Origin of the sequence: Notoacmeibacter sp. MSK16QG-6 (genome assembly GCF_024158145.1) — a bacterium.
Classification (GTDB): domain Bacteria; phylum Pseudomonadota; class Alphaproteobacteria; order Rhizobiales; family Rhizobiaceae; genus Notoacmeibacter.
Genome location: NZ_JAMYXM010000004.1, coordinates 105,859 through 126,885, shown reverse-complemented (window position 1 = coordinate 126,885; position 21,027 = coordinate 105,859). Strand labels below are relative to the sequence as shown.

At 59.1% G+C, this 21,027-nt stretch carries 21 protein-coding genes; 12 read left to right on the top strand and 9 right to left on the bottom strand.

From position 1 onward, the window contains the following. Nucleotides 1-7 precede the first annotated feature (7 nt). The 4 genes from NIM86_RS13090 to NIM86_RS13075 are packed head-to-tail and all read left to right on the top strand — an operon-like array spanning nucleotide 8 to nucleotide 4,756. Nucleotides 8-553 carry a TRAP transporter small permease subunit gene (locus NIM86_RS13090; protein WP_253382790.1) on the top strand — a complete coding sequence of 182 codons (546 nt, stop codon included), beginning with the start codon at nucleotides 8-10 and terminating at the stop codon, nucleotides 551-553. Then, nucleotides 550-1,878, top strand: coding sequence for a TRAP transporter large permease (locus tag NIM86_RS13085; protein ID WP_253382789.1), 1,329 nt, complete (start codon nucleotides 550-552; stop codon nucleotides 1,876-1,878). The genes NIM86_RS13090 and NIM86_RS13085 overlap by 4 nt, the downstream gene beginning before the upstream one ends. Beyond that, nucleotides 1,875-3,233, top strand: a complete 1,359-nt coding sequence (locus NIM86_RS13080; protein WP_253382788.1) for a malonyl-CoA decarboxylase — start codon at nucleotides 1,875-1,877, stop codon at nucleotides 3,231-3,233. Before NIM86_RS13085 ends, NIM86_RS13080 begins: the two co-directional genes overlap by 4 nt. After that, nucleotides 3,230-4,756, top strand: coding sequence for a malonyl-CoA synthase (locus NIM86_RS13075; protein WP_253382787.1), 1,527 nt, complete (start codon nucleotides 3,230-3,232; stop codon nucleotides 4,754-4,756). The genes NIM86_RS13080 and NIM86_RS13075 overlap by 4 nt, the downstream gene beginning before the upstream one ends. 484 nt (nucleotides 4,757-5,240) lie before the next feature. On the opposite strand, the gene NIM86_RS13070 is transcribed toward NIM86_RS13075, so the two are convergent. Genes NIM86_RS13070 through NIM86_RS13055 form a run of 4 tightly spaced genes read right to left on the bottom strand, consistent with a single transcriptional unit; the run spans nucleotide 5,241 to nucleotide 9,148 of the window. After that, entirely contained in the window at nucleotides 5,241-6,281 is a 1,041-nt protein-coding gene (locus NIM86_RS13070) for a zinc-binding dehydrogenase (protein ID WP_253382785.1), read from the bottom strand. Next, the gene (locus tag NIM86_RS13065) at nucleotides 6,278-7,258 is read right to left on the bottom strand and encodes an NADPH:quinone oxidoreductase family protein (RefSeq protein ID WP_253382783.1); all 981 of its coding nucleotides are present in this window, start codon (nucleotides 7,256-7,258) and stop codon (nucleotides 6,278-6,280) included. Before NIM86_RS13065 ends, NIM86_RS13070 begins: the two co-directional genes overlap by 4 nt. Before the next feature lie 2 nt (nucleotides 7,259-7,260). Continuing rightward, nucleotides 7,261-8,499: an acyl-CoA dehydrogenase family protein gene (locus NIM86_RS13060; RefSeq protein WP_253382782.1), complete on the bottom strand. Its 1,239-nt coding sequence runs from the start codon at nucleotides 8,497-8,499 to the stop codon at nucleotides 7,261-7,263. Between the two features lie 4 nt (nucleotides 8,500-8,503). After that, nucleotides 8,504-9,148, bottom strand: a complete 645-nt coding sequence (locus NIM86_RS13055) for a TetR/AcrR family transcriptional regulator (RefSeq protein WP_253382781.1) — start codon at nucleotides 9,146-9,148, stop codon at nucleotides 8,504-8,506. Nucleotides 9,149-9,297: 149 nt separating this feature from the next. Between NIM86_RS13055 and NIM86_RS13050 the strand changes: the two genes are divergently transcribed. The 4 genes from NIM86_RS13050 (at nucleotide 9,298) to NIM86_RS13035 (ending at nucleotide 12,454) form a co-directional block, all read left to right on the top strand. Beyond that, entirely contained in the window at nucleotides 9,298-10,116 is an 819-nt protein-coding gene (locus NIM86_RS13050; protein ID WP_253382780.1) for an SDR family oxidoreductase, read from the top strand. A gap of 90 nt (nucleotides 10,117-10,206) precedes the next feature. Beyond that, entirely contained in the window at nucleotides 10,207-10,632 is a 426-nt protein-coding gene (locus NIM86_RS13045; protein ID WP_253382779.1) for a MaoC family dehydratase, read from the top strand. A 2-nt stretch (nucleotides 10,633-10,634) separates the two neighbouring features. Further along, complete coding sequence (locus tag NIM86_RS13040) at nucleotides 10,635-11,684, top strand: phosphotransferase family protein (protein WP_253382778.1); 1,050 nt, start codon at nucleotides 10,635-10,637, stop codon at nucleotides 11,682-11,684. Next, the gene (locus tag NIM86_RS13035) at nucleotides 11,681-12,454 is read left to right on the top strand and encodes an SDR family NAD(P)-dependent oxidoreductase (RefSeq protein WP_253382777.1); all 774 of its coding nucleotides are present in this window, start codon (nucleotides 11,681-11,683) and stop codon (nucleotides 12,452-12,454) included. The genes NIM86_RS13040 and NIM86_RS13035 overlap by 4 nt, the downstream gene beginning before the upstream one ends. A gap of 56 nt (nucleotides 12,455-12,510) precedes the next feature. Here the strand turns inward: NIM86_RS13035 and NIM86_RS13030 are convergent, their stop codons facing one another. Both NIM86_RS13030 and NIM86_RS13025 read right to left on the bottom strand, forming a co-directional pair. Beyond that, nucleotides 12,511-12,738, bottom strand: a complete 228-nt coding sequence (locus NIM86_RS13030; RefSeq protein WP_253382775.1) for a hypothetical protein — start codon at nucleotides 12,736-12,738, stop codon at nucleotides 12,511-12,513. A gap of 74 nt (nucleotides 12,739-12,812) precedes the next feature. Further along, nucleotides 12,813-13,310: a hypothetical protein gene (locus NIM86_RS13025; protein WP_253382773.1), complete on the bottom strand. Its 498-nt coding sequence runs from the start codon at nucleotides 13,308-13,310 to the stop codon at nucleotides 12,813-12,815. 261 nt (nucleotides 13,311-13,571) lie between these two features. Between NIM86_RS13025 and rpsU the strand changes: the two genes are divergently transcribed. Both rpsU and NIM86_RS13015 read left to right on the top strand, forming a co-directional pair. Continuing rightward, nucleotides 13,572-13,799 carry a 30S ribosomal protein S21 gene (rpsU, locus tag NIM86_RS13020; protein ID WP_094077559.1) on the top strand — a complete coding sequence of 76 codons (228 nt, stop codon included), beginning with the start codon at nucleotides 13,572-13,574 and terminating at the stop codon, nucleotides 13,797-13,799. A gap of 241 nt (nucleotides 13,800-14,040) precedes the next feature. Then, nucleotides 14,041-14,817, top strand: coding sequence for a tetratricopeptide repeat protein (locus NIM86_RS13015; RefSeq protein ID WP_253382956.1), 777 nt, complete (start codon nucleotides 14,041-14,043; stop codon nucleotides 14,815-14,817). A gap of 90 nt (nucleotides 14,818-14,907) precedes the next feature. On the opposite strand, the gene NIM86_RS13010 is transcribed toward NIM86_RS13015, so the two are convergent. The 3 genes from NIM86_RS13010 to NIM86_RS13000 form a co-directional block, all read right to left on the bottom strand. Continuing rightward, nucleotides 14,908-16,338: a trypsin-like peptidase domain-containing protein gene (locus NIM86_RS13010; RefSeq protein ID WP_253382772.1), complete on the bottom strand. Its 1,431-nt coding sequence runs from the start codon at nucleotides 16,336-16,338 to the stop codon at nucleotides 14,908-14,910. A 221-nt stretch (nucleotides 16,339-16,559) separates the two neighbouring features. After that, nucleotides 16,560-16,787 (bottom strand): aa3-type cytochrome c oxidase subunit IV, encoded by a 228-nt coding sequence (locus NIM86_RS13005; protein ID WP_253382771.1) that lies wholly within the window; start codon nucleotides 16,785-16,787, stop codon nucleotides 16,560-16,562. Nucleotides 16,788-16,908: 121 nt separating this feature from the next. After that, nucleotides 16,909-18,261 carry an ABC transporter substrate-binding protein gene (locus NIM86_RS13000; protein ID WP_253382770.1) on the bottom strand — a complete coding sequence of 451 codons (1,353 nt, stop codon included), beginning with the start codon at nucleotides 18,259-18,261 and terminating at the stop codon, nucleotides 16,909-16,911. Between the two features lie 154 nt (nucleotides 18,262-18,415). Between NIM86_RS13000 and NIM86_RS12995 the strand changes: the two genes are divergently transcribed. Together NIM86_RS12995 and NIM86_RS12990 are read left to right on the top strand one after the other, a co-directional pair. Beyond that, nucleotides 18,416-19,048 (top strand): TRAP transporter small permease subunit, encoded by a 633-nt coding sequence (locus NIM86_RS12995; RefSeq protein ID WP_253382769.1) that lies wholly within the window; start codon nucleotides 18,416-18,418, stop codon nucleotides 19,046-19,048. Then, on the top strand, nucleotides 19,045-20,988 hold the full coding sequence (locus NIM86_RS12990) for a TRAP transporter large permease subunit (protein ID WP_253382768.1): 1,944 nt from the start codon (nucleotides 19,045-19,047) through the stop codon (nucleotides 20,986-20,988). The genes NIM86_RS12995 and NIM86_RS12990 overlap by 4 nt, the downstream gene beginning before the upstream one ends. The last annotated feature ends 39 nt before the right edge of the window (nucleotides 20,989-21,027 follow it).

The following is a 21,027-nucleotide window of genomic DNA, read 5'->3' as shown; positions in this document are numbered from 1 at the left end:
TGCGTCCATGCGGCTCTATATTTCGACCGTCTCGGCAATCTCACGCATTCTGGGCGTCATTGCCGGCCTGTTTCTGCTTTCGGCTGTGTTGTCTGTCAGCCATATGGTTTTCGTCCGCTACGTGCTCAACCAGTCGACTGTCTGGCAGACCGAATACACAACTTATGCCATCGTCGCCGCTACGTTTCTCGGCGCGCCATGGGTCCTGATCGTCCGCGGACATGTAAATGTCGACGTCCTTCAGATTGCCGCTCCGCCGCGCGTGCATATGGTCATGGAGGCGTTGAGCGGCCTCGCTGCGCTGATATTTGTTGGCCTCATGGCTTACGCGGCCTGGTACCATTTCGAGGAAGCACTGAGAAAGGGCTGGCGCAGCGATACGGTATGGAGCGTGCCGCTCTGGATTCCCACCCTGCCGATGTGGGTTGGGCTGGTTTGGCTGGCCTTTCAATATGTTGCCGAGCTGTTGCGGCTCGCAACGGAAGGCCTGCCGGCGAAGTCCGGCGATGAAACGAAACTCTTCGACGAGACTGCCGGGAGCGCCACGCAATGAGCCCGATGATGTCCGGACTTGTCATGCTTGCTGCCTTATTGGCGCTGCTTGCGATCGGCACGCCCATCGCATTTGCGCTCGGCCTTGTGGCCGTCGGCGCGCTGTTTACGGTCTATGGACCGTTCTTTCTGGAAACACTTGGCGAACAATTCTTCTCCGCCATGGCGTCCTTCAGCCTGGTGTCCATCCCCATGTTCATCCTCATGGGGGCCGCCGTGGCGTCATCGCCGGCCGGCAAGGATCTCTACGAAGCGCTGGACCGCTGGCTGAATAGAGTACCCGGCGGACTGGTCCTCTCCAATCTCGGAGCCTGCTCGATCTTCGCCGCCCTCTCCGGCTCATCGCCGGCGACCTGCGCGGCCATCGGCAAGATGGGCATTCCGGAAATGAGGAAACGCGGCTATCCGGCGGAGATCGCATCCGGTTCGATAGCGGCGGGCGGCACGCTCGGCATTCTTATCCCGCCATCCGTCACCATGATCGTCTATGGCATCGCAACTGAAACGTCGATTGGCCGGCTGTTTCTCGCCGGCCTGCTGCCGGGCTTCATGCTCACGGTCTATTTCATGGTCTGGACAATCATCGCCTGCCGGCGGCGCGGCCTCGGCCTGTCCGATCTGACACAGAGCTTTTCGATGCGGGAGCGCTTCGCCGCACTGCCACGCGTCCTGCCCTTCCTGCTGATTATCGTCGCCGTGCTTTATACGCTCTATGGCGGCATCGCGACGCCATCCGAGGCGGCCGGTATCGGCGCACTGTTCTGCCTGATCCTCGTTGCGGTCATTTACGGCATCTTCTCCCATAGCTGGAAGTTCCGGCAAATGCCGTCCATCGTCCGCGACACGCTCAGGGAAAGCGTGATGATCATGCTCATCATCGGGGCATCGGAACTCTTTGCCTTCGCCCTGTCTTCGCTGTTCATCACACAGACCATCGCGCAGGCGATAGCCGACATGGAGGTAAACCGCTGGGTGCTGATGGGCGTGATCAACGTCTTCCTGCTCATCGCCGGCTTCTTTCTGCCGCCCGTCGGCGTGATCCTGATGACTGCGCCGATCCTGATTCCGATCATCGTCAATGCCGGTTTCGATCCCTACTGGTTCGCCGTCATCCTGACGATCAATATGGAGATCGGTCTCATCACCCCGCCAGTCGGCCTCAACCTCTACGTCATCAACGGCATTGCCCCGGATATATCGCTCGGCGCGATCCTTCGCGGCTCACTGCCCTATGTCGTCTGCATGATACTCGGGATCGTCACGCTCTGTATCTTTCCTCAGATCGCACTCTTCCTGCCCGATCTCGTCATGGGAACCGCATTATGAGCCGTATGTCGCTACTCTCCGATCTTCTGTCCTCGCTGAACCGGCGGCCATGGTTCGGCCAGAACCGTGGGGAATTCAAATGCTCCGTGGACGAACTCGTGGCGCTCTGTCGCAAGCTGCTTCGCTCCCGCGGCGAAGCCTCGGGTATCATTACGGCGTCGGAAATCCTGATCGGACTGCAAAATTGCGATGATGAGAGCCTCAGCGGCTTTTTCGAAAAACTTGCGCTCGATTTCGCTCCGGACGAGGCAGTGCTTGGCGCGGCGGCGGCCGACTATGCTGAGGCCCCTTCCGCCAAAACCCTTGCCAGCCTTCAGGCGGCCGCGGAATCCCCACGCCAGGAACTTTTCCGCAGACTCAATCTTGCGCCTGGCGGCACGGCAGCGCTTGTAAAATTGCGGGAGAGGCTGCTGCCACTCGTCAAGCAGAATCGGGAAGTCTACGGACCGGTAAACGCCGACTTCCACCATCTCTTTCAGTCGTGGTTCAATCGGGGTTTTCTTGTTTTGAAGCCAATCGACTGGAACACGCCGGCTGCCATTCTTGAGAAAATCATAGCCTATGAAGCGGTTCACGCCATCGATAGCTGGGATGCGTTAAGGGCGCGCCTGGCGCCGCCCGACCGGCGATGCTTCGCCTTCTTCCATCCGGCTATCCCGGACGATCCCTTGATATTTGTTGAGGTGGCGCTGACGCGAGACATTCCCGCTTCGATCAAATCGGTTCTGTCGGAGGATCGTGATGCAATCGAGCCGGAAAATGCACAGACCGCCGTCTTTTACTCCATTTCCAATTGCCATCGGGGTCTGGCCGGGGTGTCGTTTGGCTCTTTCCTTATCAAGCAGGTGGCGTTCGACCTGAAGGAAACGCTGCCCAATCTCAAAACCTTCGTCACCCTGTCGCCGGTTCCGGGGTTTGCGCGGTGGCTCTCGGAGTTCGCAACAGAACACCCTTCCAGGCTATTGCCCAATGAGAAGGAGGCGTTGCGGATCGTCGCCCGCGTGCATTGGCAGAAAGACGGCGCGCTGGTTGCCGAGGCCGAGAACGGGCTTCTTTCTCTTGCCGCGCGTTATTTCCTGAACGCCAGAAGGGATGATGGCCAGCCGGTCGATTCCGTGGCGCGCTTTCATCTCGGCAATGGCGCAATGCTCAATCGCATCATGCATATGGCCGACCCCTCGCCGAGCGCGCTTCGCCAGTCGCATGGCTTGATGGTCAACTATCTCTACGATCTTCAGCGGGTCGAGCAGCGCCACGAGGCCTACGCCTCTTCCGCCGAAATTGCGGCCAGTCGCGCGGTAACAAATCTTTTGCCCGCCCGCTCCGGCCAGGATGATGTGAGGAATGTTGCATGACAAACCATTTGTTCGACGGGCTGACGCAGGCCGGATTCGCGAAACCGGGCCGCGACTTCATCCGAACCGCTGGTGACGTCCGGATGACATATAGCGAGGTCGAGGCTGTCTCTGCCCGCTATGCCAATGTTCTGATCGATCTCGGCGTCCAGCCTGGCGACCGGGTCGCCGTGCAGGTCGATAAGTCGCTTGATGCGCTGCTCCTCTATCTCGCAACGATTCGCGCAGGTGGGGTCTTCCTGCCGCTCAACACGGCGTACACCGCCTCCGAGATCGAATATTTCCTTACCGACGCCGAGCCGCGCCTGTTCGTCTGCACACCGGCGAAGAAGGATGCTCTTGCCGAGGTTGCCGAAAACGCCAGAACCGCTATTGAGACGCTCGGAGCCGGCAGCAATGAAGGGCGCGTCGACGGCTCTTTGGCCATGAAAGCCGACAGCGCGCCTGCGCAGTTCCAGACGATCTGTCGCAGCGGCGAAAATCTGGCGGCGATCCTCTACACGTCCGGCACGACCGGCCGTTCCAAGGGGGCCATGCTAACGCACGAAAACCTCCTGTCTAATGCGGAGACATTGAAAGCCTATTGGGGTTTTTCGGAAGACGACGTTCTGCTGCATGCGCTGCCGATCTTTCATACGCACGGGCTGTTCGTCGCGTCCAATACGGTGATGCTCGCCGGCGGTTCAATGATCTTCCTGCCGAAATTCGATCTCGACGTCGTGTTCGCCAATCTTCCGGCCGCAACTTCGATGATGGGCGTGCCGACCTTCTATACGCGAATGCTGGACGACGAACGCCTGAACCGCGATTCAACCGCCCATATGAGACTGTTCACGTCGGGCTCGGCCCCACTTCTCGCGGAAACGCATCGCGCCTTCGAACAGCGGACGGGTCAGCGCATTCTCGAGCGCTACGGCATGACCGAGACCAATATGAACACGTCGAACCCCTATGACAGCGAACGCCGGGCAGGCACGGTCGGTTTTCCGCTGCCAAATGTCGAACTGCGCATAACCGATCCCGATAGCGGCGAAACGCTGCCCAACGGCGGCATCGGTATGATCGAGGTCAAGGGACCGAACGTCTTCAAGGGATACTGGCGGATGCCTGAGAAAACGGCTTCGGAGTTTCGGGACGATGGCTTCTTTGTGACAGGCGATCTGGGGCAGATCGACGAGGACGGTTATGTCTCCATCGTCGGACGCGACAAGGATCTTGTCATCACGGGTGGTTACAACGTCTATCCCAAGGAAATCGAGCTTTTGATAGACGAGCTGGACGGTGTCATCGAAAGCGCCGTGATCGGCGTGCCGCACCCAGACTTCGGCGAAGGCGTCGTCGGTGTTGTCGTCGGGAAGAACGGCCTGGAAGAAAAGGCTATTCTCTCATCCCTGGAAGGGCGTCTTGCCCGGTTCAAGCAGCCCAAGCGAATCGTTTTCGTTGAGGAACTCCCGCGCAACACGATGGGAAAGGTCCAGAAGAACGTGCTGCGTGAGAAATTTGGGAATATTCTCTCGGCCTAGGGTTGGAGGGCGCCCTCAGCGAGCGAATTTTTTGGCATTCACTTCACATGTGTTAATCTGCATACACTCTTTTTTGCCAAAAAACGTGGTAATCAACCTCGCAGGGACGCCATTTTTAACGTTTTGGGTGCGAGCACTGTCACGAATTCAACACGATTCCATCTTCGCGGAATTGGAAGACCACGCCCGCGCATTGGCTGAGAAGCTTCTGCGCGAGGGAAGCGCCGATCATGCCCACGATGCTCGAAACCTCGAGGCCATGATCGCGGCTGCACGCCGTATTTTGAAGCGGCAGGAAACGGCCTGACCAGCAATTGTGGCTGGGTCGGGTCAAAATGGCTTTCGCACGTCCCGGCTGACAGGCTTGGGGCGTTTTATGCATTGCGGTCAAACGTTTGGCGAGCCAATGGTCAGCCGCTCGATTTTCGGCCGATCTCTTTTCATTTAATTGCCGACAGTATCGATGCGGCGGACCATCCCGAAATTAAGGCGCTAGCAGCACCTTGCCGTTCGGCTCCGCCAACGCACCGGGCAATTTGTCGCGTGCTTCGTCAAGCGACAGCACCGCTGTCACATCCGTTTTCCATCGGCCCGTGGCGAAATTTGTCTGCGCCTGCATGGCAAGGGCGGCGCGTTGCTGTTCTCCCGCTTCCGCCAGCCAGGCAGACAGCCAGAACCCCTCGATCCGCTTTTGCTGGAAAATTAGTTGGCCCGGTTCCTTCAGCAGCGGCGGCTCCTCTTCAAGCCGGCCGTAGATGATCCAGCGAGCCCCCCTGCCCATAGCCTGAAAGACAGCAGCTGAACTTTGCCCAGCGACCGCATCCAGCAGTATGAGGGGCTTTTCCGCCCGACAAACCTCTTCAATTCGGCTGCCGAAATCGTCCGACTTCTGATTGAGGACATGCGTCGCGCCATGCCCTTTCAACAGGTCTATCTGCTCATGCCGTCGCACGATCCCGATTGCCGAAAGACCGTCCGCAGCCGCCTGGCCTATGATGAGCTTGCAGAGCTGACTGGCCGCCGCCGTCACGATGAAACTTTTGGAACCGGCCGCCTTGACGATGGAAAGCATCGCCAGCGCTGTCAACGGATTGACGATCATCGATGCGCCGTCATCGTCCGACACGCCATCGATCAACGGGATGCACATCGCCGCATCGGCTACAGCGTATGTGGCCCATGAGCCAAAACCGCTGCGGCCTGTGACAAAAGCCACCCTTTTCCCGGAAAAGGCGTCAGCGCCATCGCCGGTCGCCACCACCGTGCCGCAACCTTCAAAGCCGGCGGGAAGCCCTTTGCGTCGCGGCTGACCATACATCCCTTTGATAAACATGATGTCCGACGGATTGACCGCACCGCGATCCACCTTGACGAGAACCTGTCCCTTATCCGGCAAGGGCACATCGATCTCGGAAAGCTCGACATAGGAATCGAGCGATTCGAGTGAAAAACCGCTGCGCTGATCGTCGGAAGCATAGCCATCGTGCTTCTGGACGAGCGCTTTCATGGTCGAAGGAACGCTCATCGTGTTTCCTCCGGAACGATGACGATTTTCCCCGTCGCCCGACGGTCCAGCACGTCGTTTAATGCGTCGGGGGTCGAAGAGAGGCCGTTGCGAATACTGACCACCGGTCTGACTTTGCCGGCAGCGTACCAACCGAACAGTTCCCGCATATTGTCGGCATAGATCTCCGGCTCCCTGGCGGTAAACGTGCCCCAGAAAACCCCGACAAGGCTGTAGCCCTTCACCAGTGTCAGGTTGATCGGCAGTTCAGGAATACGTCCGGATGCAAAGCCAATGACAAGCAGGCGACCGTTCCAGGCCATGGCGCGCGATAGCGCATCGAAAGCATCGCCACCGACCGGGTCGAAGGCGACATCGATGCCGTTGCCGCCAGTCAGCGACTTCAGATCGTCTCTCAGATTGTCGTATCCGATCGCTTCGTCGGCGCCGTTCTCCTTGGCCAGCGCCCGCTTTTCGTCGGATGAAGCGACTGCAATCACCCGCGCGCCCATGATCTTGCCAATTTGAATCGCCGCAAGACCGGTCAGCCCCGCCGCGCCCAGCACGACGAGCGTTTCGCCGTCTTTCAGATTGCCACGCTGCTTCAACGCATGATGCGCCGTGGAATATCCAACCCCAAGCGCACAGGCATCCGAGAACGACACGCCGTCCGGCAGTGTAACGCACCGTGCTGCCGAAACAGCGACCTTTTGCGCAAAAGCGCCGGTGCCGCAGAGAGCCAGAACCCGATCGCCCTCTTTCAGATGTTTGACCCGTTCGCCAGCAGTCAAAACAGTTCCGGCGGCCTCCATGCCAGGCACGAAAGGCAGGCCCGGCTTCACCTGATAGAGCCCCTGCACCATCAGCCCGTCTGGAAAATTGATCCCCGCCGCACCGACGGACACCAACACATCGCCCTTGCCATGGGATGGGTCGTCGATATCCGTCAGCGAAAGCGTATCGACCGGCCCGAACTTCTCGGCAAGAACGGCCCGCATGGTCAGATCTTTTCCTGGGTGTATTTTTTCAATTCGGCGCGTGCGACCTGGCGGCGATGCACCGCATCCGGTCCATCGGCAAAGCGAAGCGTTCTTAGATTGGTCCACATGCGGGCAAGCGGCAAATCCTGACTGATGCCGACAGCGCCGAACATCTGAATGGCCTCGTCCGTGACCTTGAGCGCGACACGCGGCGCGACCACCTTGATCTGACTGATCCATGGCGCGGCGGCCCGAGGGTCGCCCTGATCCATCATCCATGCCGCTTTCAAACACAGCAGGCGAGCCTGCTCGATCTCCATACGGCACTCGGCGATAATGTCGAAGTTCGCGCCCAGATGCGCCAACTTCTTACCGAAGGCTTCGCGCCTGAGCGAACGCTGGCAGAGCATCTCCAGCGCCCGTTCCGCATTACCGATAGCCCGCATGCAGTGGTGAATACGGCCCGGTCCGAGCCGTCCCTGCGCGATCTCGAAACCCGCTCCCTCTCCAAGCAGCATGTTTTCCGCCGGCACCCTCACATCGGTAAACCGCATATGCATGTGGCCATGCGGCGCATCGTCTTCGCCGAAAACCTGCATTGGCCGGAGAATTTCAATGCCACGCGTATCGGCCGGGACAACGATCATGGAATGGCGTCTGTGCTTCGGGTCGTCTTTGCCACCCGTCTTCACCATGACGATGTAGACCGCACAGCGGGGATCGCCCGCACCTGAAATCCAATGCTTTTCACCATTCAGAACGTAGTCGTCTCCGTCACGGACACAGCTCATCGAAATGTTCGTGGCGTCGGACGAAGCGACATCGGGCTCGGTCATCGCATAGGAGGAGCGGATTTCACCCTCCAGAAGCGGTTCCAGCCATCGCTTCTTCATTTCGTCCGTACCGTAACGCTCGAACACTTCCATATTGCCGGTGTCTGGCGCCGAGCAGTTGAAGACCTCGGCGGCGAGATGGCTCTTGCCCATCTCCTCTGCGAGATAAGCATATTCCACCGTGCTTAGCCCGAAGCCGCGCTCCGAACCTGTCAGCCAGAAATTGAATAGTCCGGCATCCTTGGCCTTCTTCTTCAGCCCTTCCAGAATCTCGATCTGACGTTTGGTGTGGCTCCAGCGATCGCCGTTGGAGACCTCCGCCAGGTACTCTCCATCGAGGGGCTGGATCTCCTCGACGATCATCGCGCGGATTTTTCCGCGAAGCGCTTCGGCGCGCTCCGTCATACCGAGATTCATGTCCGGCATGTCGCTATGCCTCCTTCATTCCAAGACCGTTCAGGCCAAAACGCACCACCTGTTCGATCACCGCATCCTGGTCCTTGCGCAGATCGGCGATCCGCGGGCGGTACCAGAAGACAGGCGAGTTCAGGCAGGTGAAAAGAACCTGCGTCGCGACCGAAAGATCGTCATACTGGACCGTGCCGTCAGCCTTTGCTTTTTCCATCTGCGCCCGGAAAAGAGCGCTGTACCGCTTACGGCTCTGCTGGAGGCGAAGGCATTCATCGCGTTGTTCGGGCGTCAAAGCGCCACGCATGAGCAGTTCGACGCCGTCCCACACGACGCGCTGGAATGGCTTTGTTGTCACCATTTGACGCACATGTTCTTCCGCCATCATGCGCAGCTTTTCGGTGGCAGATGCATCGGTGTGGGTCAGCGGCTCGACTGCCGCAAAATTCATTTCCATGCCGAGGCGGAAAACCGCAGCAAAGAGATCGGCTTTCGAGCCGAAATGATGGTAGATCCGCCCCTTTGTACAGCCCAGCATCCGCGCAACGTCATCAATGGATGTAGCGGAGAACCCGCGCTGTTCGAAGCTCTCCGCCGCTGCCTGCAGAATTTCCAAGCGCGAATTTTCCGGCGCGCTATTCTCGCGTAAGGCTGGGCTTCCCATCATCTCCTCCTCGCCGCATCCGTTCGGAGCATTGCTGTCCTCCAACGGCGAACCGCTCCCCCCGGCTCTTGTGCTTCACGGCGATGTGATCATACTACTGAGTATGTTGTCAACGCGACTGTACTCGTTAGGCGGACGATTGGGAGGTATTTATGGGCAGTTTCACTTCAGACCTTTTCTCCATTGCAGGCAAGACTGCGCTTGTGACTGGTGGGGCAACCGGCATTGGGCGGATGATCGCGACCGGGCTTGTGCAGGGCGGCGCTCACGTAATGATCGCCTCACGAAAGGCTGAGGATTGCGAGGCTGTCGCCGAGCAACTGAACGCTCTGGATGCGCCGGGCTCGGCTGAGGGTTTTGGGGCGGACGTCTCGACAGAAGAGGGGTTAGAGGCGTTGACTGCCGCCGTAAAGCAGCGGACCGAAAAGCTCTCGATCCTCGTCAACAATGCCGGTGTCTCCTGGGGCGCGCCTTTTGAAGAGTTTCCCTATCATGCCTGGCAGAAGGTGATGGACATCAACGTCGCGGCGATTTTCCACCTGACCCGCAATCTGACCCCTTTGCTGGAAGCCGCCGCCAGCGACGACGATCCGGCGCGCATCGTCAATATCGGCTCGGTCATGGGAACGCAGCCCATTGCCGACGGCGCGTATTCTTACACGGCATCCAAGGCAGCTGTTCATCATCTGACCAGAACGCTTGCTAACGAATTCGCCGATCGGCGTATCACCGTGAATGCATTTGCCCCCGGCCCGTTTCGAAGCCGGATGACGGCCTTTGCAACGGCAACCGATGAGCAGGCCGAAACGATCGGCAACCGCGTGCCGCTCGGACGCATTGGGGCACCGGACGATATGGCAGGCGCAATTCTTTATCTATGCTCGCGTGCTGGCGCATACGTTACCGGCGCAATCTTGCCGCTGGATGGCGGTCAGTCGGTCCAGCACGGCATGAAACTTTTTCAGGAATAGAATGTGACGCCACCGCATGACATGAGCCAAACTGACATCGCGGTCAGGAACGGCATTTCTCTGGACCAACTACGAAAAGGGATCGGAGAGATGTTGGGTCGGTCGGCATGGCGCAATATCGGTCAGGACAGGATCGCGGCCTTCGCCGATATTACCGAAGATCATAATTTCATTCATCTTGACGAGAAGCGGGTGAGAGCCGAGACCGCGTTTCAAACGACCATCGCACACGGCTTTCTGACGCTTTCTTTGCTTTCGGCGTTTGCCAATGACGTCATTCCGAAGCTGAAAGGCCAGACAGCCGCCATTAATTACGGCTTTGACGAGATCCGCTTTATTGCCCCCGTTCCGGCCGGAAGTCGAATACGCGGCAATTTCACCTTGCTCGGTCTGTCGACGAGGCAATCGGGACATGTTCAGCTAACATGGCGTGTCGAGGTCGAGATCGAAGGACAGGAGCGGCCGGCTCTGGTCGCGCGGTGGATAACACTGGCGATGATGGAGGAGGCTTCGTAGCGATGAGCGAACCGAACGGTATTTCCGGCGAGAGCGTCACGCCTTGGCTGCAAGAGTATGTCGAGGGTTTCGAAGGCTTTCAGACCATCGAGAAGATCACGGCCGGCCAGTCCAACCCGACATACCGCATCGATGCCAAGAGCGGACGCTACGTGCTGCGCGCCAAGCCGCCGGGCGATCTGCTGAAATCCGCCCATCAGGTGGACAGGGAATACCGCATCATATCCGCTCTTGCCGCAACCGACGTCCCGGTCCCGAAAGTCTATGCGCTTTCGCCGGATGGGCAGGAGAGCCCTATCGGACGACAATTCTACATCATGGAGTTCAAGGAAGGCCGCATCTTCTGGGACCCCCTTGTCCCCGACGCCCGATCGGATGAAGAACGCGCCGCAATCTACGATTCGATGAACGCCACTCTTGCGGCCCTCCATTCGGTGAATGTCGATGCCGTCGGCCTATCGGACTACGGCAAGCCCGGCTCCTATTTTTCCCGGCAATTCTCGCGCTGGTCGAAACAGTACCGCGCTTCCGAAACGGATACGATCGAACCGATGAACCGCCTTATGGCCTGGCTCGACGAAAACGAGCCAGCCGATGATGGCCACGCCAGCCTCGTTCATGGCGATTACCGACTCGACAATATGATGTTCGCGCCGGATGAACCGTGCGTCATTGCTTTGCTGGACTGGGAGCTATCGACGCTCGGTCATCCGTTCGCCGACCTCGCCTATCAGTGCATGCAATGGCGCTTGCCGCACCAGGGCGGTTTCAAGGGCCTAGGCGGCATCGACCGGGCCGCGCACGGCTTGCCGTCAGAAGAAGATTATGTCGAACGATATTGTAAACGACGCGGTATCGCTCCGCCGGCGAATTGGAATTATTACATCGCATTTTCGTTCTTCCGGCTGGCGGCGATCCTGCAGGGCGTTTACCGCCGCTCGCTCGACGGCAACGCCGCCAATCCCGAACGGGCGGCTCTGATGGGCCGCGCCGTACCGCTTCTGGCACAACTTGCCGTCCAGTCGCTGAACGAAACGAACAGCCGCTCATGAACCGCTTTGAAAACCGCGTGGTCATTCTCACCGGCGCCAATGGCGGTTTCGGCGCGGCCGCAGCCAAAGCTTTCGCGGCGGAAGGCACACGCCTTGTCCTATCCGATCTTGCCGAGGAACCGGCCGAGGCGCTTACCGGTCTCGATCCGGACCGTTTCGTCTATGTCAGCGGCGATGTGACGGAGCCGACGCTCCATCAAGAGCTGGTCGCGACGGCAAAGGATCGCTTCGGCCGTCTCGACATCGCCGTCAACAATGCCGGCATCGCCCATCCCCATTATCGGATGCATGAGATACCGGCCGATATGGCCCGCAAGGTGATCGACATCGATCTGATGGGAGTCTTTCACGCGCTTTGCGCACAGATCCCAGCGCTGCAGAACGAGGCGAAAGCACATGACGGTTGCGCCATCGTCAATATCGCATCGGTCGCTGGTCTCGGTGGCGCGCCGGGGCTTGGCATCTATGCCGCTGCAAAACACGGCGTGGTGGGCATGACGAAAACGGCGGCGGCCGAGAATGCCCGCCGCGGCATTCGCATCAACGCCGTATGCCCGGCCTTTTCGCGCACGCCTATGGCGGTAGATGAGATCGCGCGATCCGATCTGCCCACAGCCGAAGCGGAAACGTTCATGACGCGCGGCGTACCGATGGCCAGACTTGCCGAAGTCAGCGAAGTGATCGCGGCGATCCTTTTCGCCGCCGATCCGGCCAATGGGTTCATGACGGGCCAAGCCATCGCTGTCGATGGCGGTATCGGCGCAATATAAAACCCCGCACCGACACGGCGCGGGGCAAAACGTCAATCAGCCAATTGGGCCTGGCGTCAGTCGGCTGCGCCGGCTGGTTTATCTGTTCGTGTCGGCGAGACCGGATCGGAAGCCGGGAAGGAGTCTTCCAGCCCTTCCGTCACCTCTTCGTCTTCCGTCATATCGCCCTTGTGCTTTTTGCGATCGTCCTTGAATTCTTCCGACGGTGACTTTTCGTCACCGAGAAACAGCGCGGCGATAAGGCCCGGTTCGATTATCGGCTGTGAAGCAATAAGATTGGTCATCGTAAGTCCCTCAATCATCTGGATTACAGGGAATAAACGCGACAATCACGGCTTTCGTTCCTCGTTTCCTGTGATCAGAAACCGCCCCATTGCAGTATGAACCCGTAAAAAAGGGCTGCACCGGTAAGAGCCCCTGCTATCAGCGGATAGTCGCGTCCATCCGCACCCATAGCGATACCGACCAATGCAAAGACCAGACCCGCAACCGTCGCCACAAGCCGACCGAACAGGAGGCCGATACCATATAGGCCGACCCAACCGAACAGAGCCGGCAGAAAGCCGGAGAGCCAAGCTATGAGCGAGGAGGCAGCCACGACAATGGCAGCGGTCAGAAGAAAGCGGAAGGCAGCCCGCGATGTCTTGACCGCGCCGGACAGTGGAGGCTTCGCCTTCTGTCGAGTGAGTTCGCCCATCGCTTCGGCTTCCAGAATTTCCGACACAAGGGTCGAGGCCTGCTCGGGAGGCAGCCCCTGCTGCTGGAGCCAAGCTGCAATGTCGGCCCGGTCGTAGCCATCTGCGTCCAGAGCGACGATACGTTCCGCCATGCCCGGTCCAATAGCGATCTGCGTCATCAGGCCCTCATGCCTCGTCGTTTTGTCTTTCTATGTGGGTTAAAAAGCAGGTTGCCGCCAGCGCCTCGACGCCAAACCATGGCTGGACAGATTGCACCGTCTTTGCTATAGGCCGCTCCAATTCGTAGTGCCGGGCGGCACTGCGGCGTTTGTCATACTCCTAAACCGCACTGTGGTTCGGGCGTTCCAGCAAGGAACGGACATTCGCTTATTCATCAACCGGCCCACCGCTTGGGCACGAAAGATAGGACGGTCGTTTAAGTGCAGGTACTCGTTCGAGACAACAATGTTGATCAGGCTCTTCGCGCACTCAAGAAGAAGATGCAGCGCGAAGGTATCTTCCGGGAAATGAAGATGCGGGGCCATTACGAGAAGCCGTCCGAGAAGCGCGCCCGCGAAAAAGCCGAAGCCGTTCGCCGCGCCCGCAAGCTGGCCCGCAAGCGCGCGCAGCGCGAAGGCCTGCTTGGCGGTCGTCCGGGCGCACGCTGATCGCGCCGCGTTTTTGACCGAATCAAACGGTATTGCCGATGGCGGTGGGGAAACTCGCCGCCATTTTCATATGATGCGACCGGGGCGCTCGACACCCAAAGCCGGGCTGTCCCGAGGGGGACGATAAAACGTGGTGAATCCGATTTTCCGCCAGACGCCATCCCGGCAGGCCATGCCGAATCACGATTGCAAACGCGTTACGGATCGCCCGTTTCGCTCTCTGCAAATCCTGGCTCTTTGCATGTTCGTGCCTCTTGCCGCATGTCAGACAGGCACCGGTCAGCAACTGACGGCGCTGAACACGGCGGAAGGTTCGACGGAAAATATCGGTTCCCTTTCGGCCGTCATCCAGCGCAGTCCCAATGATCCGGCTGCCTACAACGTTCGCGGCTCGGCCTATGGCAAGGCGGGGCGTTACGATGCCGCGCTTGCCGATTTCGACAAAGCGCTGCAACTGAACCCGAATTACTATCAGGCCTGGGCCAATCGTGGGTTGATCAAGCGACTGAAGGGCGACCGGACTGGCGCTCTGGCTGATTACAATCGTTCGATCTCGATCAATCAGAGCTATGATGCGGCCTATATCGGCCGTGGCAATCTATATCGGGACCTCAACCAGACCCAGGCGGCGTTTCAGGATTTCGAGCAGGCGATCCGGCTCGATACCACCGATGCGCGCGCCTATTACAACCGCGGCCTGCTTTACCAGCAGCAGGGCCAGCACAATTACGCCATCGAGGATTTCGCATCGGCAATATCGCTCCAGAACGATGCGCCAGCGCCGTATAACGGTCGCGGTCTCTCCTACCTGGCGCTGGGCGATGAAGATAACGCCTTCGCTGACTTCAATCAGGCCATCAAGCTCGATAATGACGTCGCCGAAAGCTGGGCCAATCAGGCGCTGATCTACGAACGTCGTGGCGACAATGCCCGCGCCCGCAAATCCTATTTGCAGGCCACCAAGCTCGATCCGTCCTACGCGCCGGCGCAGGAAGGTCTGCGGCGCGTCACCAGCTAGACAAGACTACGTTTATTTTCGATCACGAAAACGCCGCCACGATAATATCGAGGCAGCGCAGTCGATCAATCTTGGCAATATAAAATCCGCTTACTCTTCGTAGCAGACGATCTGATGGGTGTAGCTGCTCGCATCTTTCGCGACGGCGGATGCCCGCTTGTAATCGTCGCGTCGTTCTGCGGCATCGAAGCTGATGTTTTTGGACACAAGCCAATCACGCAAAACTGACGAGCGGATCGCAAAATTCATCGACTGCGGAATATCGCCTGTCGCATTGGCAACGGCCATGGCGTCGAGCTTTGCCGTAACCATACCAATTACGCGCCCCTCTTCGTCGACGAGCGGACCGCCAGAATTGCCGGGCTGCACGGATGCCGTCATGCGGAACTGCGTCGGCTCGGCGCGCAGGCCAACCATCGACGAGACACTTCCGCGCGAAAAGCCGATTTCACTGCCGAGCGCCTGCGGTAGCGGATAACCGAAGGCGAAAACGTCTTCGCCCAGCATCGGATCGTCCATGGCAATGGTGGCGTGCTTCAGTTCACGGGCGCCATCGACTCGAAGCAATGCGAGATCGAGACTTTCGTCCGCGATCATGACGGCCGCGTCGCCGACACCGCTGACTTCGATCCGGCCGCAACCGGCCACAACGTGAGCGTTGGTCAGTATCGATCCGTCCGCGTCGACAACAAAGCCCGTTCCCGAACCACTCGGGAACTCGCCATCGCTCGGTGCATTGGGCAGCGAGATGGCGCGCATCCCTTCATTCTCACCGGCATTGGCGGCAAAAAGAGGCGCTGTCTCGACCGGCGCCAGCTCGAGGCTGTTGGTCATTGCTGCCAGCAGATGGCGGTTCTCCTTGATGAGATCACGGTCCATCCATACGAAGATACCACGCAACTGATCGCCAAAAAGCTTGGCGTCCATACGCATGATCTCTGTGTGATCGCCGCCGCGTACCGTAAGATTGCCATTCTCGAAACGGACAACTGCGCTCTCGAAACCGGGGACGTCATCGAAAACCGTCGAAGCGAAAAGTTCGACCTTTTCGGCCGTCATATCGTCCATGCGGAACGAGGATACGCGCAGACGTTTTTCGTCGTCGGCGAAATTCAGCCCGTTCCATTCGTTCTCGCCGTCAACACTGACCAGAGCATAGGGAAGGCCGTAAGAGAGACCGGCATCGCCATCTGTCCCGACAGTGAACTGCGCGCGGCTATAGGCTTCGCGGGCCGCTTCGCCCATTGCCTCGGCTTCCAGCACCGCCAGTATGCCATCGGCCGCGTGGCCGTTCTCGGTCTGCCAGGCCTGAATCGCCGAAACGGTCTGCGGCCCGATAGCGCCATCGATCGGCGCATCGTAATAACCGGTCCATACCAGATAATCCTGGATGTTGCGCCGTGCCTCCTCGGGCAGCGTGTCATAGTAGCCGGCATATGCGGGTGTTGCGACGGCGACTGCGGCAATAAGGGCGACGCCCGCTGCCATCGTGCCCGTTCTTTGTCCCGCTACCAAACTCATTTCCCACTCCAGACGTCATGCGCTCTGTCCCCTAAGAACGCCGCTGGAGAGCAAAAGGTTCAATTTCCCTGTTCACAGTTTGGTTACCAAGCCCGTGATCGGCCACGAACACGGCCTGCAACAGTCAGATATCAAAACACAAAACCCCGCCGGAAGGGCGGGGCTGAAAAATGCAATCAGTCGGACTGACTGGCCGATTTTCACCTGATCGTGGCCAAGGCCTATTTGATGAAGAAGTATCCGACCGCCATCAGGATGATGAACAGAATGATGGATGAAAAGAACCCGGCAGAGGTAAAGAAGAAGAAAGCCATCGCGATCAGCAGAACGACATTGATGAGTACGCTCCATTTCGTCAGGCTGACGAACGTGGAATAGGTCTTCTCATGCTGACCATAGTCCATCTCGGCGCCTGTCTCGATTGCGCTATCGTGATGATGCTCGACCATGGATCGGTCTCCTCGCTGGCAATTTTTCGTCCGGTCCGCCAGCCAATAGCGAAATGCACCGAACGGAGCAAGCGGGCCTTTCAGCTACATCGAAAAATAGCGTGGCCGACCGCGCCTTCGTTTATCCAGAGCGATCGGTCGCCGGACAGGGCGGAGCGGCAGTTCGGTTATCCCCGATCTGTTCGGCAAACGCTTTGACGCGATCGCCGCGGCTAGCGACCATCGCGAGCGGCACCGCCTTTGCTTCTGGCGTAGCCCGTCGAACGAATTTTTCTCCATCCCATTGCAGAAGAGCAATCGGAAGCGATCCGGCATGGTCGGCGCAAGAGAGGCCAAAAGCAGCCGAAGGGTAAGCCAGATCGAGCGAACGCATACGCTGCGGCGACAGCCGGACGCGCTCAAGTGCATTTCTCACATCGGTTCGTGCCGGTGTGCGCGTTTCGCCCAGTTCCTGCGCTGCGCCCAGCGCTTCAATTGAAAATGCGCCTATCAATTGACCCGCCATCCGAACCGGTGAGACGGGCGCCGCATCGTCATCAATCGTTTCGGAATTTTCTGAGTTTTCGCTCTGTTTGTCGGGTTCGCCGAAAGCCGCAAGGGCCGCCACCCGCAATCCGGACGCGCGCGTTCCCAGGGCCTGCACAACCGCGTAGGCGCCATCGGCGAAGCCACCGAGAATACGATCGGTCGGATAGTTGCGCTTGACGGCCTCGCGCAGCACCGTTTCGGCAAGGCTGTCATTGCCCCAGACGATCAGCCGGTCCGGCGGGTTTCCGCCAAAATCCCGAAAGGTCGATACTACATCCTGTGCTTCGCCCGGACGTACGGAATAGGTTTGCAGCAGCGTGCCATTGAGATCGGCAGCGCCTATCATGGCATCGCGCATACCGACGCCCCAATCGTCTGTTGTGTGAAACAGCCCGATCCGACCGGCGGTCTCGCTGCCGGCAACCGGTGTCCCCGATATCTGAAGCAGCGCAATGGCCTGATCGGCCATTGAGGCCGGAGGCGCAAACGACCACCGCAAGCGCCCGCCATCGGCCAGAATATCACGGCTTGCCGGTGCAATTAGCGGCAAGCCGTCACGTTCACCCGCCAGAGCGAAGCGCTGTACGTCCTCTCGCGGCCAGACAATCGCCAGCAATGCCTCTTTCGCCTTGCCGCCGCAGCTATCGTCGTCGAAAAGTTGTTTCTCGTTTTCGCCAGACGAAGCATCACATTCAGTCAGGGCGAGGGGAACGTTATTCAATCCGCCATCACGCTGATTAATGGCTGCCACAGCGTCGGCAAGGCCTTCACCAAATATGGCGGCATCGTCGGCGCGGCGACCCGGCTGGCGGACATAGAGAAGGGTGAGAGGTTTATCGGGCGCAGCGACATCAGCCGGTTGGGCCGTTACCGCTACGTCTGGGCTCGATTTTTTGGATTGGACGATATCACTTTCGCTTTGCGCGGCCAGCGGGGTCACGAGCATCAACAATCCCGAAAACGCTAGGTAAAGTGCCCGCCCGAAGGCTTGGAAGCTTTGAAAACCAACTGGACAAGGGCGAAGTGCCCATGCCAATAGGTCTGACTGCGGGAGGGGTAAAAATCCGCGAATGTGACAGCCAGTTTCGGAGCAGGACGCCATGAAATTTCTCATCGGCCTGTCGTCGGTCATTGATGCGATAACACGGTTCGTCGGCAAGGCCGTCTCCTGGCTTGTTCTGGTCGCCGTTCTGGTATCGGCATATAATGCGACCGTTCGGTATCTAGGCGGCTCGGTGCCGGATTGGATACCGATCCCCCGCGCATCGAACGCCCTTCTGGAACTGCAATGGTACCTTTACGGCGCTGTATTTCTGCTCGCAGCGGCATGGACCCTTCAGGACAATGAGCATATCCGCATCGATCTGGTTTCCAACCGTCTTTCGGACCGCACACGAAACATAATCGACTTTATCGGTCATCTGGTGGCGCTGCTGCCCTTTGCCGGGCTTCTGATCTGGCTGGCATGGCCCTGGTTCTGGCGTTCCTACAATAGCGGCGAGATTTCCGGCAATGCCAACGGGCTGGTGCTTTGGCCAGCAAAACTCATTTTGCTGGTCGGCTTCATCATGCTGTTCGCCCAGGGTGTTTCAGAAGCGATCAAGCGGTTGGCCGTTCTGACGGGCAGGATGGAAGACCCGCATAAGGACGATTCAGATCTGCCACCCGCCGTAGCGGAGATGGAACGCGGCGGCGGGCTGAATGATGGCGATGCACCGGAGGGCCGGTCATGATCGATATTATCGCCCATCAGCTCGCACCCATCATGTTCGTTTCGGTGATGGCGCTGCTCCTCATCGGCTATCCGGTCGCGTTTTCGCTTGCCGCCGGCGGGCTTCTGTTCTTCGTCATCGGCGTCGAGATGAGCAGCATTTCCAGCGAAATCCGCCTGTTCTGGCCACTGCTCGGCAGCCATCCCGAACGCATTTACGGGGTGATGTATAACGACACTCTTCTGGCCATCCCTTTCTTCACATTCATGGGTCTGATCCTCGAGCGCAGCCGCATGGCCGAGGATCTTCTCGATACGATCGGCCAGCTCTTCGGTCCCATTCGCGGGGGTCTTGCCTACGCCGTCGTGCTTGTCGGCGCGCTTCTGGCCGCGACCACGGGGGTTGTCGCGGCATCCGTCATCGCCATGGGCCTGATCTCTCTACCGATCATGATGCGCTACGGTTATGACCGGTCATTCGCGACGGGCACCATCGCCGGTGCGGGCACATTGGCGCAGGTCGTGCCACCGAGCCTCGTCCTGATCGTCATGGCCGACCAGCTCGGCCGGTCCGTGGGCGATATGTATGTCGGCGCGCTGCTGCCGGCGGCGATCATTATCGGTCTCTACTGCCTTTACGTCTTCGGCATCACGCTGGCCAAACCCGAATGGGCCCCCGCCCTGCCGCCGGAAGCACGCACGCTCGGCAAAGGCGTCATATCCCTGCTGGTTATGATGGCGCTATCGGTCGCCATCTATTTCGCAGGCCGTCTCTATCTCTTTACCGATGCGCGGTTCGAAGTGTCCGTGGTCTGGTCCGCCGTGACGGCAGTTGCGTTCGCGCTGATCGTTTCGCTGGTCAACCGATACGCAAAGCTCGGCCTGATCAGCCGGCTGGCCGAGCAGGTCATCATCGTTCTTATTCCGCCTCTCGCGCTAATCTTCCTTGTCCTCGGCACGATCTTCCTCGGCATCGCAACGCCGACCGAAGGCGGCGCGATGGGCGCCACTGGAGCTCTTGTACTGGCGCTTCTGAAGCGTCGGATGGATGGTCGGGTATTGCGACAGGCGCTTTATTCGACGACGAAACTCGCCAGCTTCGTCATGTTCATTCTGATCGGCGCGCGCGTCTTCGGCCTCACCTTCTACGGCATCAACGGCAATGTGTGGATCGAGGATCTGATGCTAGCGCTGCCGGGCGGCCAGACCGGGTTCCTGATTGCCGTAACCATTATCGTCTTCATTCTCGGCTGCTTCCTCGATTTCTTCGAGATTGCCTTCATTCTGGTACCACTTCTCGCGCCAGTGGCTGAGCGGCTCGAGATCGATCTGATCTGGTTCGGCATCATTCTGGGGATCAATCTTCAGACGAGCTTCCTGACGCCACCCTTCGGCTTTGCTCTCTTCTATCTGCGGTCCATCGCACCGAAGGCCGAGTGGCTCGACAAGGTGACGAACAGGATCATGCCGGCGGTCAAGACGACCGAAATCTACAAGGGCGCAGTGCCCTACATCGTGATGCAGGCCATCGTGATCGGCCTGATCATCGCTTTCCCGCGCCTCGTCACGCACTATAAGGATGAGCCTGTCACGGTCGCGCCGCCACCCGAGCCCAATGCAGGCGGTCGACAGACCGAAGAGCAGCGCCAGCAGCCCGGCAATCCGATGCAACTGCCGCCGCTCAATCTCGGCCCATCATCCTCCAGTTCCGGCAACAACAGCTACGGCCAGTCCAGCAGCGGTACACCAGGCCTTCAGCTTCCCAACCTGCAATTGCCGCCGATCGGCACGCCAGGACAATCGCCATCCTCCGGCGGCAACCCGTCGCAGGACAATAACGAGAGTGGCGGCAATAGCGATACGCCGGCGGCTACCAACGGTTCGGGTGTCCCTTCAGGATTGCAACTGCCGGATCTCCAGCCGCTGGGCGCGCCGTTTTCCGGCTCTAGCGGTCAGAACTGAAGACGCGATAGCTTACAGATCGCGTCATGATGACGTTTT